Source organism: Blastococcus sp. TF02A-30, from assembly GCF_003319185.1.
GTDB lineage: Bacteria > Actinomycetota > Actinomycetes > Mycobacteriales > Geodermatophilaceae > Blastococcus.
Genome location: NZ_QOHJ01000004.1, coordinates 50,809 through 65,429 on the forward strand (window position 1 = coordinate 50,809; position 14,621 = coordinate 65,429).

The 14,621-nt window shown below is 75.1% G+C and carries 16 protein-coding genes; 15 read left to right on the forward strand and 1 reads right to left on the reverse strand.

The window, feature by feature from the left end:
* Window positions 1–11: 11 nt before the first annotated feature.
* Window positions 12–1,160 carry an acetyl-CoA C-acyltransferase gene (locus DQ241_RS09840; protein ID WP_113830027.1) on the forward strand — a complete coding sequence of 383 codons (1,149 nt, stop codon included), beginning with the start codon at window positions 12–14 and terminating at the stop codon, window positions 1,158–1,160.
* Between the two features lie 110 nt (window positions 1,161–1,270).
* Here DQ241_RS09840 and DQ241_RS09845 read toward each other — a convergent pair whose 3' ends face one another.
* On the reverse strand, window positions 1,271–1,501 hold the full coding sequence (locus DQ241_RS09845; RefSeq protein ID WP_113830028.1) for a hypothetical protein: 231 nt from the start codon (window positions 1,499–1,501) through the stop codon (window positions 1,271–1,273).
* 54 nt (window positions 1,502–1,555) lie between these two features.
* On the opposite strand from DQ241_RS09845, the gene DQ241_RS09850 reads away from it, so the two are divergent.
* The 14 genes from DQ241_RS09850 (at window position 1,556) to gcvP (ending at window position 14,604) form a co-directional block, all read left to right on the forward strand.
* Window positions 1,556–2,104 carry a DUF2243 domain-containing protein gene (locus DQ241_RS09850; RefSeq protein ID WP_113830029.1) on the forward strand — a complete coding sequence of 183 codons (549 nt, stop codon included), beginning with the start codon at window positions 1,556–1,558 and terminating at the stop codon, window positions 2,102–2,104.
* A 4-nt stretch (window positions 2,105–2,108) separates the two neighbouring features.
* Window positions 2,109–2,993 (forward strand): alpha/beta fold hydrolase, encoded by an 885-nt coding sequence (locus DQ241_RS09855; RefSeq protein ID WP_113830030.1) that lies wholly within the window; start codon window positions 2,109–2,111, stop codon window positions 2,991–2,993.
* 81 nt (window positions 2,994–3,074) lie between these two features.
* Complete coding sequence (locus tag DQ241_RS09860) at window positions 3,075–3,275, forward strand: DUF1918 domain-containing protein (RefSeq protein ID WP_113830031.1); 201 nt, start codon at window positions 3,075–3,077, stop codon at window positions 3,273–3,275.
* Window positions 3,276–3,279: 4 nt separating this feature from the next.
* Window positions 3,280–5,346, forward strand: a complete 2,067-nt coding sequence (locus tag DQ241_RS09865; RefSeq protein ID WP_113830032.1) for an elongation factor G-like protein EF-G2 — start codon at window positions 3,280–3,282, stop codon at window positions 5,344–5,346.
* Between the two features lie 81 nt (window positions 5,347–5,427).
* Window positions 5,428–6,114 carry a CDP-alcohol phosphatidyltransferase family protein gene (locus DQ241_RS09870; protein ID WP_199584324.1) on the forward strand — a complete coding sequence of 229 codons (687 nt, stop codon included), beginning with the start codon at window positions 5,428–5,430 and terminating at the stop codon, window positions 6,112–6,114.
* A complete protein-coding gene (locus DQ241_RS09875) occupies window positions 6,111–7,010 on the forward strand; it encodes a DUF881 domain-containing protein (protein ID WP_233492345.1) in 900 nt (299 codons plus the stop codon). Before DQ241_RS09870 ends, DQ241_RS09875 begins: the two co-directional genes overlap by 4 nt.
* A 3-nt stretch (window positions 7,011–7,013) precedes the next feature.
* Window positions 7,014–7,346, forward strand: a complete 333-nt coding sequence (locus DQ241_RS09880) for a small basic family protein (protein ID WP_113830033.1) — start codon at window positions 7,014–7,016, stop codon at window positions 7,344–7,346.
* Window positions 7,343–8,101, forward strand: a complete 759-nt coding sequence (locus tag DQ241_RS09885) for a DUF881 domain-containing protein (protein ID WP_113830034.1) — start codon at window positions 7,343–7,345, stop codon at window positions 8,099–8,101. Before DQ241_RS09880 ends, DQ241_RS09885 begins: the two co-directional genes overlap by 4 nt.
* A 23-nt stretch (window positions 8,102–8,124) precedes the next feature.
* Window positions 8,125–8,529 carry a glycine cleavage system protein GcvH gene (gcvH, locus tag DQ241_RS09890; protein ID WP_113830035.1) on the forward strand — a complete coding sequence of 135 codons (405 nt, stop codon included), beginning with the start codon at window positions 8,125–8,127 and terminating at the stop codon, window positions 8,527–8,529.
* Between the two features lie 261 nt (window positions 8,530–8,790).
* Complete coding sequence (locus tag DQ241_RS09895; RefSeq protein WP_113830036.1) at window positions 8,791–9,309, forward strand: FHA domain-containing protein; 519 nt, start codon at window positions 8,791–8,793, stop codon at window positions 9,307–9,309.
* 73 nt (window positions 9,310–9,382) lie between these two features.
* Window positions 9,383–10,120 (forward strand): MerR family transcriptional regulator, encoded by a 738-nt coding sequence (locus tag DQ241_RS09900; protein WP_113830037.1) that lies wholly within the window; start codon window positions 9,383–9,385, stop codon window positions 10,118–10,120.
* Between the two features lie 120 nt (window positions 10,121–10,240).
* A complete protein-coding gene (locus DQ241_RS09905; RefSeq protein WP_113830038.1) occupies window positions 10,241–10,744 on the forward strand; it encodes a bifunctional nuclease family protein in 504 nt (167 codons plus the stop codon).
* A gap of 257 nt (window positions 10,745–11,001) precedes the next feature.
* A complete protein-coding gene (locus DQ241_RS09910) occupies window positions 11,002–11,526 on the forward strand; it encodes a MerR family transcriptional regulator (protein ID WP_233492383.1) in 525 nt (174 codons plus the stop codon).
* A gap of 63 nt (window positions 11,527–11,589) precedes the next feature.
* Window positions 11,590–14,604 carry an aminomethyl-transferring glycine dehydrogenase gene (gcvP, locus tag DQ241_RS09915; RefSeq protein ID WP_233492346.1) on the forward strand — a complete coding sequence of 1,005 codons (3,015 nt, stop codon included), beginning with the start codon at window positions 11,590–11,592 and terminating at the stop codon, window positions 14,602–14,604.
* Window positions 14,605–14,621 lie beyond the last annotated feature (17 nt).

Here is a 14,621-nt window from a genome sequence, read left to right on the forward strand (position 1 = left end):
AGGGGTGGACCATGCGGGACGCAGTGATCGTTGAGGCCGTGCGCACGCCGGTCGGCAAGCGCAACGGCGGGCTCTCGGGCGTGCACCCGGCCGACCTGTCGGCCCACGTGCTGGACGCGCTGGTCGGCCGCGCGGGGCTCGACCCGGCGCTGGTCGACGACGTGGTGTGGGGCTGCGTGAGCCAGGTGGGGGAGCAGACCTTCGACATCGCCCGCACCGCGGTGCTCACGGCGGGCTGGCCGGAGACGGTGACCGGTGTGACCGTCGACCGCCAGTGCGGGTCGTCGCAGCAGTCGGTGCACTTCGCGGCCGCCGGGCTGATCGCCGGTCAGTACGACGTGGTGGTCGCCGGCGGCGTCGAGTCGATGAGCCGGGTCCCGATGGGCTCGGCCCGGCCCGAGGGGCACGGCTCCCCGTACTCGCAGCGCTACCTGGACCGCTACGACGGCGTCCGCCCCAACCAGGGCGTGGGGGCGGAGATGATCGCCGAGCGGTGGGGGTTCTCCCGCCAGCAGCTGGACGAGTTCTCGGTCGCCTCGCACGAGAAGGCCGCCGCCGCCCGGGACGACGGGCGGTTCGACGCCCAGATCGCCCCCGTGCCCACCGACGTGGGTCCCGTGCGGCGCGACGAGGGCATCCGCGAGTCGACGGTGGAGAAGCTCGGCAGCCTGAAGACCGTCTTCAAGCCCGAGGGCGGCGTCATCACCGCCGGCAACTCCTCGCAGATCTCCGACGGCTCCGCCGCGCTGCTCATGACCACCTCGGAGAAGGCGCGCGAGCTGGGCCTCACCCCGATCGCCCGGGTGCACACCGCCGTCCTGGCCGGCGCCGACCCGGTCATCATGCTGACCGCGCCCATCCCGGCGACGCAGAAGGTGCTGCAGCGGTCCGGCCTGTCGATCGACGAGATCGGTGCGTTCGAGGTCAACGAGGCGTTCGCCCCGGTGCCCCTGGCCTGGCTGGCCGACCTCGGTGCCGACGCCAAGGCGCTCAACCCGAACGGCGGCGCGATCGCCCTGGGGCACCCGCTGGGCGGCTCCGGCGCCCGGCTGATGACCACCCTGGTGCACCACATGCGGGACAACGGCATCCGCTACGGCCTGCAGACCATGTGCGAGGGCGGCGGCCAGGCGAACGCCACCATCCTCGAGCTCCTGTAACCCGTCCTGCGGATCGGCCCGCGGTGCTGCCGCGGGCGGTGCGGTCGACCGTTATCCCCAACAGCGAATAGCCATCCCGGGAGGAACGCCCCGCGGTCGAGGGCCGCGGATCAGTGCCCCGTGAGGCGCCGGCAGTCGGGGCACGGGTTCGCCGACCCGAGACCGCGCCGGCCGTCCCACTTCCCCTGCACCACGTCCACGGAGGCGCCGCAGATCGCCGCCCAGGGAGGCGGCAGGTCGGCGGTGCTGCGCAGCACCGCGTGCGCCTGCCCCGTCGACTGGACGTACCCGGCGGCGTGGTCGCCGGCGGCGATGGCGCCGGCCAGGTCGTCGGTGCTCATGCCCTCAGCATGCGCGGGCGGGTGCGGGCCGTCGTCACGGGGTAGCGCCCGGCAATGGCGAACGGGACGCGGACGGCGGGGGAGGAGCGGCCCCCTTCACGGGCGTCCGGCCTGCTCTACGGCATCGGCTTCGGCGGCTTCGTCGACGGCATCGTGCTGCACCAGATCCTGCAGTGGCACCACATGGTCAGCTCCGTCGACGGTCGCGACCCCGGCACGCTCGCGGGGTCGGAGGCGAACACCGTCGCGGACGGCTTCTTCCACCTCGGGACCTGGGCAGCGGCGTTCGCCGGCATGGTGACGGCGATCGTCGCCTGGCGGCAGGGCCGGATCGCCCCGAGCTGGAGCTTCCACTTCGGGCTCGTGCTGGCCGGTTGGGGCCTGTTCAACCTCGTCGAGGGGCTGGTCGACCACCAGGTCCTCGGCGTGCAGCACGTCCGCGACGACCTGGGCGCGCCGCTGAGCTGGGACCTGGCCTTCCTCGCCTCCGGCGCCCTGCTGGTCCTCGCCGGCTGGCTGCTGCACCGCCGCGGGGCGCGGGACGTCGCGCGGCGCGCGTCCGGACGTGCCGAGAACGCGCTGGACGGCCGAGCGGCACCGTGATCACGTGTCCGGCGTGGAGCACCTGATCCGTCTCGACGACCGGACCGTCCTGTGGGCCGAGGAGCTCGGGAACCCGTCGGCGCCGGCGCTGCTGCTCGTCATGGGCGCGAACGCCAGCGGGCTCACCTGGCCCGACGCGCTGGTCGACCGGCTGGCGCAGCGGCACCGGGTGATCCGCTACGACCACCGCGACACCGGCCGCTCCAGCCGGGTCTTCGCCGAACGCCCCTACGCGATCCGCGACCTCGCGGACGACGCCGTCGCCGTGCTGGACGCGCTGGACGTCGACCGGGCGCACGTCGTCGGCATGTCCATGGGCGGCGTGCTCGTGCAGCTGCTCCTGCTCGACCACCCCGACCGGCTGCTCAGCGCCACCGTCCTCGCGACCGCGGGGCTGGGCGTCGGCCTGGCCGCTCCCGGCGGTGGGCCCGCCGAGCTGCCCGGGCCGTCGCCGGTGCTGCTCGAGCACTGGGCGTCGATGGGGGAGGACCGCGAACGCGAGGGCGAGCTCGCCTGGCGGGTGGAGCACTGGCGGCTGCTCGCCGGCGACGTGCTGCCGTTCGACCCCGGCGGGTTCCGGGCGCTGGAGGAGGCGGTGATGGCGCACAGCGGCGAGGTGCGGGGCCCGGTGGCGCACGCCCTGGCCGACCAGTCCGGCCTGGACCGGGGGCCGGAGCTGGCGGGCAACCGGGTGCCGACGCTGGTGGTCGAGGCCCCGGAGGACCCGATCAACCCGCCGCCGCACGCGGCCAACCTCGTGGCCACCATCGGCGCGGCGCGGCTGGTGACGATCCCCGGCATGGGGCACGCCCTGCCGCCGCAGGTCCACGGCCCGCTGGCCGCGGCGATCGAGGCGCACACCGCCGCCGTGGACGACCTCGGCCGCTGACCGCTCCGGGTTCCCTTGATCGGGCCCGCCGGGCGGGGCAGGCTGTGATGCAGAGCACAGCCGCAGCACCGGGAGGCCGCCGTGGAAGCCCATGTCGGGGACCGCATCGTCGTCCGCTCCACGCACCAGGGGGAGCCCGACCGCGTCGGGGAGGTCGTCGCCTGCGCCGAACCCGGGGGCGGTCCGCCGTACCGGGTGCGCTGGGAGCCCGACGGGCACGAGGGCCTGTTCTACCCGGCCGGCACGGCGAGCGTGCTGCACGCCGCCGGTAGCCAGGGCTGAGCCCGTGGGGAAGGAGACCGCGACCGCGCCGGCGCCGCGACCGGCCGCGCAGGTGCGCAACGTGGCCCTGGTCGGTCACTCGGGAGCGGGCAAGACGACGCTGGCCGAGGCGCTGCTGGTGGCCACCGGAGCGCTGCCGCGGATGGGCCGGGTGGAGGAGGGCACCACCTGCCTGGACACCGAGGAGGTGGAGATCCGCCAGCAGCGCTCCGTCTCCCTGGGCGTCGCCACGGTGGAGCACGCGGGGCACCGGATCACGCTGCTGGACACCCCGGGGTCGCCGGACTTCGTGGGGGAGCTGCGCGCCGGGCTGCGGGCCGCGGACTCCGCGCTGTTCGTGGTCTCCGCGGTGAACGGGGTCGACGCCACCACCGTGCAGCTGTGGGAGGAGTGCGCCGCGGTCGGCATGCCCCGCGCCGTCGTCATCACCCAGCTGGACCGCCCGCGCGCCGACGTCGAGGACGCCGTGCGGCTGTGCCAGATGCTGCTGGGGGAGGGGGTCTACCCCGTGCACCTGGTCGACCGCGGGGCCGACGGCGCCGTCCGGGGAGTGGTGTCGCTGCTCGACCCGGCGACCGAGGCGCCGGAGGCCGACCGGCTCCGGTCGGAGCTGATCGAGGGGATCATCGGCGAGAGCGAGGACGAGGCGCTCATGGAGCGCTACCTGGCCGGCGACCGGCTGGTCCAGGACGACCTGATCAGCGACCTGGAGACCGCCGTCGCCCGTGGCCACTTCCACCCCGTGCTCTGCGCCGCCCCGCTGGCCGGGGTGGGCATCGACCCGCTGCTGGAGCTGCTGGTGTCCGGCTTCCCGTGCCCGGTGGAGCACGGCTGCCCGCCGGTGACCCGGCCCGACGGCTCACCGGCCCCGGCCCTGTCCTGCGACCCCGACGGCCCGCTGGTCGCCGAGGTCGTCAAGACGACGACGGACCCGTACGTGGGCCGCGTCTCGCTGGTGCGGGTCTTCTCCGGCACCCTGCGACCCGACGTCCCCGTGCACGTCTCCGGGCACGGCCTGGCCGACCGCGGGCACCCCGACCACGACGTCGACGAGCGGATCGGCGTGCTCACCTCGCCGCTGGGTGCGCTGCTGCGCCCGGTCGCCGCCTGCCCGGCCGGCGACATCTGCGCCATCGCCCGGCTCACCAGCGCCGAGACCGGCGACACCCTGTCCTCCCCGGAGGACCCCCGGCTCGTCCCGCCGTGGGAACTGCCGACGCCGCAGCTGCCGGTCGCCGTGGAGGCCACGTCCCGCTCCGACGAGGACCGGCTGGCGACGGCGCTGTCCCGGCTGGTCGCCGAGGACCCGACCGTGCGGCTGGAGCGGCGGACCGACACCGGCCAGCTGCTCCTGTGGTGCGTCGGCGAGGCGCACGCCGACGTGCTCCTGGAGCGGCTGCGCACCCGGCACGGAGTCTCGGTGACCACCGTCCCCGTGCGGGTGCCCATGGTCGAGACCCTGGCGGGGCCGGCGCGGGTCACCGGGCGGCACGTCAAGCAGTCCGGCGGGCACGGCCAGTACGCCGTCGTCGTCGTCGAGGGGGAGCCGGGCCCGCCGGGGTCCGGGATCGTCTTCGAGCAGCGGATCGTCGGCGGCACCGTGCCGAGCCAGTTCCACGCCAGCGTGGAGAAGGGCATCCGCGCCCAGGCCCAGCGGGGCGTCAGCGGCGACCGGCCGGTGGTCGACCTGCGGGTGACCCTGGTCGACGGCAAGGCGCACTCGGTGGACTCCTCCGACGCCGCCTTCCAGGCCGCGGGCGCCCTGGCCCTGCGCGAGCTCGCCGCCGCTGCCGGCACCCGGGTGCTCGAGCCGTGGTGCGAGGTCGACGTGCGGGTGCCCTCGGAGTACGTCGGCGCGGTCATGAGCGACCTGTCCTCGCGGCGGGCCCGCGTCACCGGCAGCGAGGCCGATCCCGTGCGCGACCGGACGACGGTGCGGGCGGAGGTGCCCGAGGTGGAGCTGCTCGGCTACCCCGGCGTGCTCCGCTCGGTCACGCACGGCACCGGCAGCTTCGAGCGCCGCCCGCTCGGCTACGAACCGGCACCCGCGTCGGTCGCCGTCCCCGCCTGAGCGCCCGCCGGAGCGCCGCCGCCCGTACCGTCGGCGGAGGCCGATAGCCTCGGGCACGGTGTGCAGCGGGCTGGAGGGGCAGTGACGTCGACGAACGGGCCGGCGGCCGAGGCGGGGACCCCGGCCGAGGCCCCCGCGGGGTCCCCGGCCTTCGTGGACCGGGACCAGCTGCCCGACCGCGTCTGGACGGTGCCGAACGCGCTGTCCGTGCTGCGCCTGCTCGGTGTCCCGCTGTTCCTGTGGCTGCTGCTCGGCCCCGAGGCCGACGGCTGGGCGGTCGTCGTGCTGGCGGTCTCCGGCCTCACCGACTGGGCCGACGGCAAGATCGCCCGCTGGCTGGACCAGGGCAGCCGCCTCGGCGCGCTGCTGGACCCGGCGGCCGACCGGCTCTACATCGTCTGCACGCTGGTCGCCCTGGCGGTGCGCGACGTCGTCCCCGTCTGGATCGTCGTGGTGCTGCTCGGCCGCGAGGCCGTGCTCGGCGTGATGCTGCTGGTGCTGCGGGCCTCCGGCTACCCGCCGCTGCAGGTGCACTACCTCGGCAAGGCCGCCACCTTCCTGCTGCTCTACGCGTTCCCCGTGCTGCTGCTGGCCTCGGGGGAGGGCACCCTCGCCGAGATCGCCGAACCCTTCGCGTGGGCGCTCACCATCTGGGGAACCGCCCTCTACGTGCTGGCCGGCGTCCTCTACGTCGTCCAGGTGCTGGGCCTCGTCCGCGCCGACCGGGCTGCCGAGCGGGGCGCCGGGCACGCGGAACCGGTGCCGTGACCGCAGCCCCGCCCGGCGGCCGGCTGCGGTCGATGGGGGCCTCGCTGCTCGACGACGTCCTCGCCGAGACGCTCGACCCCGCCTACGCGCAGGCGGCGGAGGCGCGGGCGGCGCGGGGCGAGGACCCGGCGACCCGTCGGCGGTGGCCGGGGCAGGTGGCGGTGGCCCTCACGATGGCGGTCGCCGGCCTGCTGGTCGTCGTCACCTACGACCTGGCGGCCGCGCGCGACCAGGGGCGGCAGGAGATCCGCGAGACGCTGGTCCAGGACATCCGCGCGGAGACCGACGCCGGAGACGAGCTCGCCGGCACGCTCGAGGACTTGCGGGCCGAGGTCACCCGCGCCCGCGACGAGCTGCTGGCCAGCTCCGCCACCGGTCAGCGGGCGCTCGAGGAGCTGGCCGCCGCGGAGGCCGCGGCCGGGGTGGTCCCGGTGACCGGCCCGGGGCTGCTGGTCACCCTCGCCAACGCCGAGGTCGACGCCGACGACGACCCCGTCAGCGGCGGCACCGAGAACACGGCCGGGCGGGTCCGCGACGGCGACCTCCAGCTGGTCGTCAACGCGCTGTGGGCGGCCGGCGCCGAGGCGATCAGCATCAACGGCCAGCGCCTGGGCCCGACCAGCGCCATCCGGTTCGCCGGCGAGGCGGTCCTGGTCGACTTCCAGCCGGTCACCAACCCCTACGAGGTCAGCGCCATCGGCGACCCCGACACCCTGGCGAACGCCTTCCTCGACAGCCCCGAGGTGATCCGGCTGGCGGAGGTCTCGCAGAACTTCGGCCTCCAGTTCACCTTCGCCAAGGAGGACGAGCTGCGGCTGCCCGCCGCGGGCACGCCCGAGCTGCGCGACGCCGAGCCGGCCCCCCGCGACCGCACCGACCCGACGACCGGAGACTGACGCGTGATCCCCATCCTCGGACTGGCCGCCGGCGTGCTGCTCGGCCTCCTGTTCGACCCCACCGTGCCGCTGTGGCTGCAGCCCTACCTGCCCATCGCGGTGGTGGCCGCCCTCGACGCCGTCTTCGGCGGGTTCCGCGCCCGGCTCGACCGGATCTTCGACGCCAAGGTCTTCGTGATCTCGTTCGTGTCCAACGTCGTCGTCGCCGCGCTGATCGTCTTCCTCGGCGACCAGCTGGGGGTCGGCGCGCAGCTGTCCACCGCCGTCGTCGTCGTCCTCGGCATCCGCATCTTCGGCAACGCGGCCGCGATCCGGCGGCACGTCTTCCGCGCATGACCACCACGCCCGAGCCCGAGGGCGCCGAGGCGGCCCCGCCGCCCCCCGCCCGGCCGCGGCGGCCCTGGTGGCGCCGCCGCGGGCCGCGGGCCGGCGCGCTCATCGGCGTCCTGACCCTGCTGCTGGGCTTCGCCCTGGCCGTCCAGGTGCGCAACACCGACACCGACCAGGTGCTGGCCGGCGCCCGCGAGGAGGACCTCGTCCGCATCCTGGAGGAGGTCACCTCCCGCGGGCAGCGCCTGCGCGAGCAGATCGCCGACGAGCGGGCGGCGCTGCGCCAGCTGACCAGCTCCGACAGCCGGTCGGCCGGCGCGCTGGAGGAGGCCCGGTTGCGGGCCGACGAGCTCGGCGTCCTCACCGGGACGCTGCCCGCGGTGGGCCCGGGGCTGCGCCTCACCGTGCGCGACGCCGGCGGGACGATGCGGGTGACCGACCTGCTCGACACGATCCAGGAGCTCCGCGGGGCCGGCGCGGAGACGATGCAGGTCGACGGCGTCCGGGTCGGGCTGTCCACCGCGGTGACCGGGCAGCCCGGGGCGCTGCTGCTCGACGGGCGGCCGATCACCGCCCCCTACGAGTTCCTCGTGCTCGGCGACCCGCAGAACATCGAGACCGCGCTCAACATCCCCGGGGGAGTCGTGCAGTCGCTCACCGGGCGCGGGGCGTCGGTGGTCGTCACGCAGGAGGCCGAGCTGCTGGTCGACGCGGTGCGCCCCCGCGAGGAGCCCCGATACGCTGCGCCCGACGACGACTGACGAAGGACGTGGAGACCCACCCCATGAGCACCCCTGACGACCGCCGGTACACCGATCAGCACGAGTGGGCGCTGGTGCAGGGCACCGACGGCACCTCGACCGTCGTCCGGGTCGGCATCACCGACCACGCGCAGGACGCGCTGGGGGACATCGTCTTCGTGCAGCTGCCCGCGGTGGGTGACGAGGTCGCCCCCGGCACGCCCATCGGCGAGGTCGAGTCCACCAAGTCGGTGTCGGACATCTACGCACCCGTGGCGGGCGTGGTGGCGGCGGTCAACGAGGCCCTCACCGACGCCCCGGAGACCATCAACGGCGACCCCTACGGAGCCGGCTGGCTGGTCGACATCGCCGTGCCCGGCGAGGGCGGCGACCCGGTCGGCGGCCTGCTCGACGCCGACGCCTACCAGGCCCTCGTCGACGCGTCGTGAGGGCCCGCCCGCAGGGCCGGCCGCCGCGTCGCTCACTATGATCGCGTCGAGGCACGGAACGACCGGCGACCAGCCGGGACGCCCTCCGTCCTCACCCCGCACGTCCGGTTGACCCTCGGGTCGACCGCTGGTTCCATGACCCACGGCCCGCCGCGCCCCCGCGGCGGCTGACCCACGACGGGCCGTCCGGCCCGTCGTCCGCCGGCCGCCCGCGGCCTTTCAGGCCCGCGGCGGGGCCCCTCGCACCGGAGGAGACGCAACGTGCACTGCACTCGATGTGGCCACGAGAACCCCGAGGGCAGTCGCTTCTGCGCGCAGTGCGGTGCGGCCCTGTCCCCCGAGCGGATCGGGGAGTCGACCAGCGTGATCCCCAAGGTCGGCGGCGAGGACACCGGCGACCAGCCGGAGCTGGCCGAGTCGGCTGCCGACGCGCACGCGGGGGCCGTGGAGTCGCTGCCCGCCGGTTCGGCGCTGCTGGTCGTCAAGCGCGGGCCGAACGCCGGCAGCCGCTTCCTGCTCGACCAGGACGTCACCACCGCCGGTCGGCACCCCGACAGCGACATCTTCCTGGACGACGTGACGGTCAGCCGCCGGCACGTGGAGTTCCACCGCGAGGGCGGCGGCTTCTCGGTGCACGACGTCGGCAGCCTCAACGGCACCTACGTCAACCGGGAGCCGGTCGACGTCGCGACGCTGGCCGGTGGCGACGAGGTCCAGATCGGCAAGTTCCGCCTGGTCTACCTGACCGGTCCGCGCACCGGCGAGCCGGCCGCTCGCTAGTGGCCGCGCCGGCTTCCCCCACGTGGGCGGCGCCGGCCGGCACGGGCGGCGCGCTCCGGAGAGAGAAGGGGGCGTGACCGCCGTGCCCGGGCGCGAGGACGCGCTCGGGGACGCTCGCGACCAGCACGCACCCCGCCTCACCATCGGCGAGGTGCTGGCGGTGCTCCGCGACGACTTCCCCGACGTCACGATCAGCAAGATCCGCTACCTCGAGTCCGAGGACCTGGTGCACCCGCAGCGCACGCCGTCGGGGTACCGCAAGTTCTCCCGGGCCGACGTCAGCCGGCTGCGCTACGTGCTGGCCGCCCAGCGCGACCAGTACCTGCCGCTGCGGGTGATCAAGGACCACCTGGACGCCCTCGACCGCGGCGAGCCGCTCCCGGGTGCCGCCTCCTCGACGGTCCCGCCGCCGCCGGCCGGGACCGACGGGACCCCGGACGCCCCGCCGATGACGCCGGAGCAGTTCGCGCGGGCGGCCGGCTTGGAACCCGAGCAGCTCGCCGACTGCGTGCAGTTCGGGCTGCTGGCCACCGACGCCGAGGGCCGGCACCCGGCGGCCGACCTGCCGGTCGCCCGGGCGGCGGCCGGGCTGGCCCGGCACGGCATCGAGCCCCGGCACCTGCGGGTCTACCGGACCGGCGCGGAGCGCGAGGCCGGCCTGGTCGAGCAGCTCGTGGCACCGGTCCTGCGGGCCCGCTCCGAGGAGGCGCGGGCCCGCGCCACCGAGAAGCTCCGCGAGCTGGCTGCGTTGTCCGCGCAGCTGCACACCGCGCTCCTGGAGGCACGCCTCCGGGACCTCCTGCGCCCCTGAGTCCGGCGTACCGTGGACGACGTCGCCGTCCACGCCGCCCCAGGGGCCCGACCACCAGATCCGATCGACCGCTCGCACCGGGGGACCAGCACCCGGGCCCGCAGCTGAGGGAGCCGTACCGTGCAGGAGCTTCGAGTCGTCGGCGTCCGGGTCGAGCTGCCCGGCAACCAGCCGATCCTGCTGCTCAAGGAGACGCAGGGCGAGCGGTACCTGCCGATCTGGATCGGTGCCGTGGAGGCCGCCGCGATCGCGTTCGAGCAGCAGGGCGTCCGGCCGGCCCGGCCGATGACCCACGACCTGCTCCGCGAGGTGGTCCGCGCCCTCGGGGCCGAGCTCGAGGCGGTCAACATCACCGAGATGCGCGACGGCATCTACATCGCCGAGCTCGTCTTCGGCAACGAGCGGGTGGTCAGCGCCCGCCCCTCGGACGCCGTCGCGCTCGCCGTCCGCACCGGCGCCCCCATCTACGGGGCCGACGACCTGCTCGACGAGGTGGGCATCGAGATCCCCGACGAGCAGGAGGACGAGGTCGAGAAGTTCCGGGAGTTCCTCGACCAGATCTCCCCGGAGGACTTCGGCGCGGGCTCCGGCTCCGGTGGCAGCGGGGGCGGCGGCCCGGCCTGAGACGGCCAATCCCGTTACATCGGCAGCAGCGCTGCCGCACTTGACCCGAAATGATGAGCGGGGCGACACGCCGCCCCTGTCAGTTGACCGGCCCCCGGGCCCGGCTTACGGTCGGCGAACAACAACGGTGTGACACCTGAGGTCAGTGGGTGTATGGCCGTCTACCCGTCGCGGTGACGCAGCGGGACCGGAGGAGGACGCTGGACGTGAGCGACCAGAGCAACGGCTCCCAGGGTCAGCTCTTCAGCGATGCCGCTGTGGGCGCGCCGCCGTACGACGAGGTCGACACCGACCTGGTCGGTTACCGCGGCCCCACCGCCTGTGCCGCTGCAGGGATCACCTACCGCCAGCTGGACTACTGGGCCCGTACCGGTCTGGTGGCCCCGTCGGTGCGCACCGCCACCGGCTCGGGCACCCAGCGGCTGTACTCCTTCCGCGACATCCTGGTCCTGAAGGTCGTCAAGCGGCTGCTCGACACCGGCGTCTCCCTGCAGAACATCCGCAAGGCCGTCGACCACCTGCGCAACCGCGGCATCAAGGACCTCGCCAACGTCACGCTGTTCTCCGACGGCGCCACGGTCTACGAGTGCACCTCGGCCGAGGAGGTCGTCGACCTGCTCGCCGGCGGCCAGGGTGTCTTCGGCATCGCCGTCTCCGGTGCCCTCCGCGAGCTCTCCGGTGAGCTGGCCGAGCTGCCCGCGGAGCGCCTCGACGGCACCCCGGCGCACGCCGCGGACGACGAGCTGGCCATGCGCCGCCGCCGCCGGATCGCCAGCGCCTGACGACCGGTCACGCCCGTCCCAGGGGCACCAGGCCCGGCGGGGCCCGCTGGTACCGTCCCAGCAGTGATCGAGCGCGCCTCCGAGTCCGCCGTCCCGCTGACCGACGGGCTGCCGTCGCTGTCCGACCTCCAGCCCGCCGGCTCGTTCGCCGGCCGGCACATCGGCCCCCGTCCGGCTGACACCGCCGCGATGCTCGAGGCGGTCGGGTTCGACTCCCTCGCGGCGCTGGCCGACGCCGCCGTCCCGGAAGGCGTCCGCGACCGCAGCCCGCTGCGCCTGCCGGCCGCCGCCGACGAGGCCGCGGTCCTCGCCGAGCTGCGCGAGCGGGCCGCCGACAACGAGGTCTTCACCTCCATGATCGGCCTGGGCTACTCCGGCACGATCACCCCGCCGGTCATCCAGCGGATGGTGCTCGAGAACCCGGCCTGGTACACCGCCTACACCCCGTACCAGCCCGAGATCAGCCAGGGCCGACTCGAGGCGCTGATCAACTTCCAGACGATGGTCGCCGACCTGACCGGCCTCGACGTCGCCGGCGCCTCGATGCTCGACGAGGCGACCGCCGCGGCCGAGGCCATGACGCTGGTCCGCCGGGCCGGCCGGGCCAGGCCGGACGCCGTCTTCGTGGTGGACGCCGACACGCTGCCGCAGACCCTGGCCGTGCTCGAGACCCGCGCCGAGCCGCTGGGCATCCGGCTGCACGTCGCCGACCTGTCCGCCGGCTGGCCCACCGACCTGCCGGAGGCCGGTGCGTTCGGCGTGCTGCTGTCCTTCCCGGGCGCCAGCGGCGCCGTCCGCGACCACCGCGCCCTGGCCGCCGCCGCGCACGAGGCCGGCGCGCAGGTCGTCGTCGCCGCCGACCTGCTGGCCCTCACGCTGCTGGAGGCACCGGGGGAGTGGGGCGCCGACGTCGCCTGCGGCACCACCCAGCGCTTCGGGGTGCCGCTCGGCTACGGCGGTCCGCACGCCGGCTACCTGTCGGTGCGCGAGGGCCTGGCCCGCCAGCTGCCCGGCCGGCTGGTCGGCGTCTCGGTGGACGCCGACGGCGACGTCGCCTACCGGCTCGCGCTGCAGACCCGCGAGCAGCACATCCGCCGCGAGAAGGCCACCAGCAACATCTGCACCGCCCAGGTGCTGCTGGCCGTCATGGCCGGCGCCTACGCGGTCTACCACGGTCCGGAGGGGCTGGCCGTGATCGCGGCACGGGTGCACCGCAGCGCCCAGACGCTGGCGAACTGGCTGGCCGACGGCGGCCTCGAGCTCGCGCACCCCGCCTACTTCGACACCCTCCAGGTGCGGGTGCCGGGCCGCGCCGACGACGTGCTCGCCGCCGCCGCGCAGCGCCGGATCAACCTGCGCCGGGTCGACGCCGACACCGTCGCGGTGGCGTGCGACGAGACCACGACCCCGGAGATCCTGCGCGCGGTCGCCGAGGCGTTCGGCGTGGCCGCGGGTGAGCCGGCCGGCGACGGCGCGGACGCGCTGCCGGCCGAGCTGCGCCGGCGCACCGCCTACCTGACCCACCCGGTCTTCTCCGCGCACCGGTCGGAGACGGCGATGCTGCGCTACCTGCGCGCGCTGTCGGACAAGGACCTGGCGCTGGACCGCACGATGATCCCGCTGGGCTCGTGCACCATGAAGCTCAACGCCGCGACCGAGATGGCGGCGATCACCTGGCCGGAGTTCGCGAACCTGCACCCGTTCGCGCCCGCCGAGCAGGCCCGCGGCTACGCCCGGCTGATCGACGAGCTGTGCACCTGGCTGGCCGAGGTCACCGGGTACGCCGCGGTGAGCGTGCAGCCCAACGCCGGGTCGCAGGGCGAGTTCGCCGGGCTGATGGCGATCCGCGGCTACCACCGCTCGCGGGGCGACGACCAGCGCGACGTCTGCCTCATCCCGAGCTCGGCGCACGGCACCAACGCCGCCAGCGCCGTCATGGCCGGCATGCGGGTCGTCGTCGTGGCCTGCGACGAGGCGGGCAACGTCGACGTCGCCGACCTGCGGGCGAAGGTCGACCAGCACGCCGAGCGGCTGGCCGCCATCATGCTGACCTACCCGTCCACGCACGGCGTGTTCGAGGTCGACGTCCAGGAGATCTGCGCCGCGGTGCACGACGCCGGCGGTCAGGTGTACGTCGACGGCGCGAACCTCAACGCCATGGTGGGGCTGGCCCGGCCGGGCCGCTTCGGCTCCGACGTCAGCCACCTCAACCTGCACAAGACCTTCTGCATCCCGCACGGCGGCGGTGGCCCCGGCGTCGGCCCGATCGGCGTGGCCGAGCACCTGGTCCCGTTCCTGCCCGGTCACCCGCTCGCCGACACCGGTGGTCGCGGCCCGGCGATCTCCGGCGCGCCGTGGGGCTCGGCCGGGATCCTGCCGATCTCGTGGGCCTACGTGCGGCTGATGGGCCCCGACGGTCTGCTCGCGGCCACCGAGCACGCCATCCTCGCGGCGAACTACCTGGCCACCCGGCTGCGCGAGCACTTCCCGGTGCTCTACACCGGCGCCGGCGGGCTGGTCGCCCACGAGTGCATCCTCGACATCCGGCCGCTCACCAAGGCCACCGGCGTCACCAACGACGACATCGCCAAGCGGCTCATCGACTTCGGGTTCCACGCGCCGACGATGAGCTTCCCGGTCGCGGGCACGCTCATGGTCGAGCCGACCGAGAGCGAGGACCGCGGGGAGCTGGACCGCTTCGTCGAGGCGATGGTGACCATCCGCGGTGAGATCGAGAAGGTCGCCACCGGCGAGTACGACCGCGCCGACAACCCGCTGCGCAACGCCCCGCACACCCTGGCCATGCTGGCGGGGGAGTGGGGCCGGCCCTACCAGCGCACGACGGCCGTCTACCCGGTGCGGGGGCTGCAGGGGCGCAGCTACCTGAGCCCGGTCCGGCGGATCGACCAGGCCTACGGCGACCGCAACCTGGTCTGCGCCTGCCCGCCGCCCGAGGCGTTCGCCGAGCACGACTTCGGCGACCACGCGCCGTCGGTGAACGGGTCCACCCCGAGCCGCGCCGGTGGGGCGCCGGACGACCTCGGGACGGCCGGCGACGTGGTGGCCGCCGGCCGCTGACGGCTGTCGTACCGGCC

Coding starts and splice junctions, on each gene's coding strand:
- DQ241_RS09840 (WP_113830027.1), top strand. CDS start 12: ATGCGGGACGCAGTGATCGTTGAGGCCGTGCGCACGCCGGTCGGCAAG.
- DQ241_RS09845 (WP_113830028.1), bottom strand. CDS start 1,501: ATGAGCACCGACGACCTGGCCGGCGCCATCGCCGCCGGCGACCACGCC.
- DQ241_RS09850 (WP_113830029.1), top strand. CDS start 1,556: ATGGCGAACGGGACGCGGACGGCGGGGGAGGAGCGGCCCCCTTCACGG.
- DQ241_RS09885 (WP_113830034.1), top strand. CDS start 7,343: ATGACCACCACGCCCGAGCCCGAGGGCGCCGAGGCGGCCCCGCCGCCC.
- gcvH (WP_113830035.1), top strand. CDS start 8,125: ATGAGCACCCCTGACGACCGCCGGTACACCGATCAGCACGAGTGGGCG.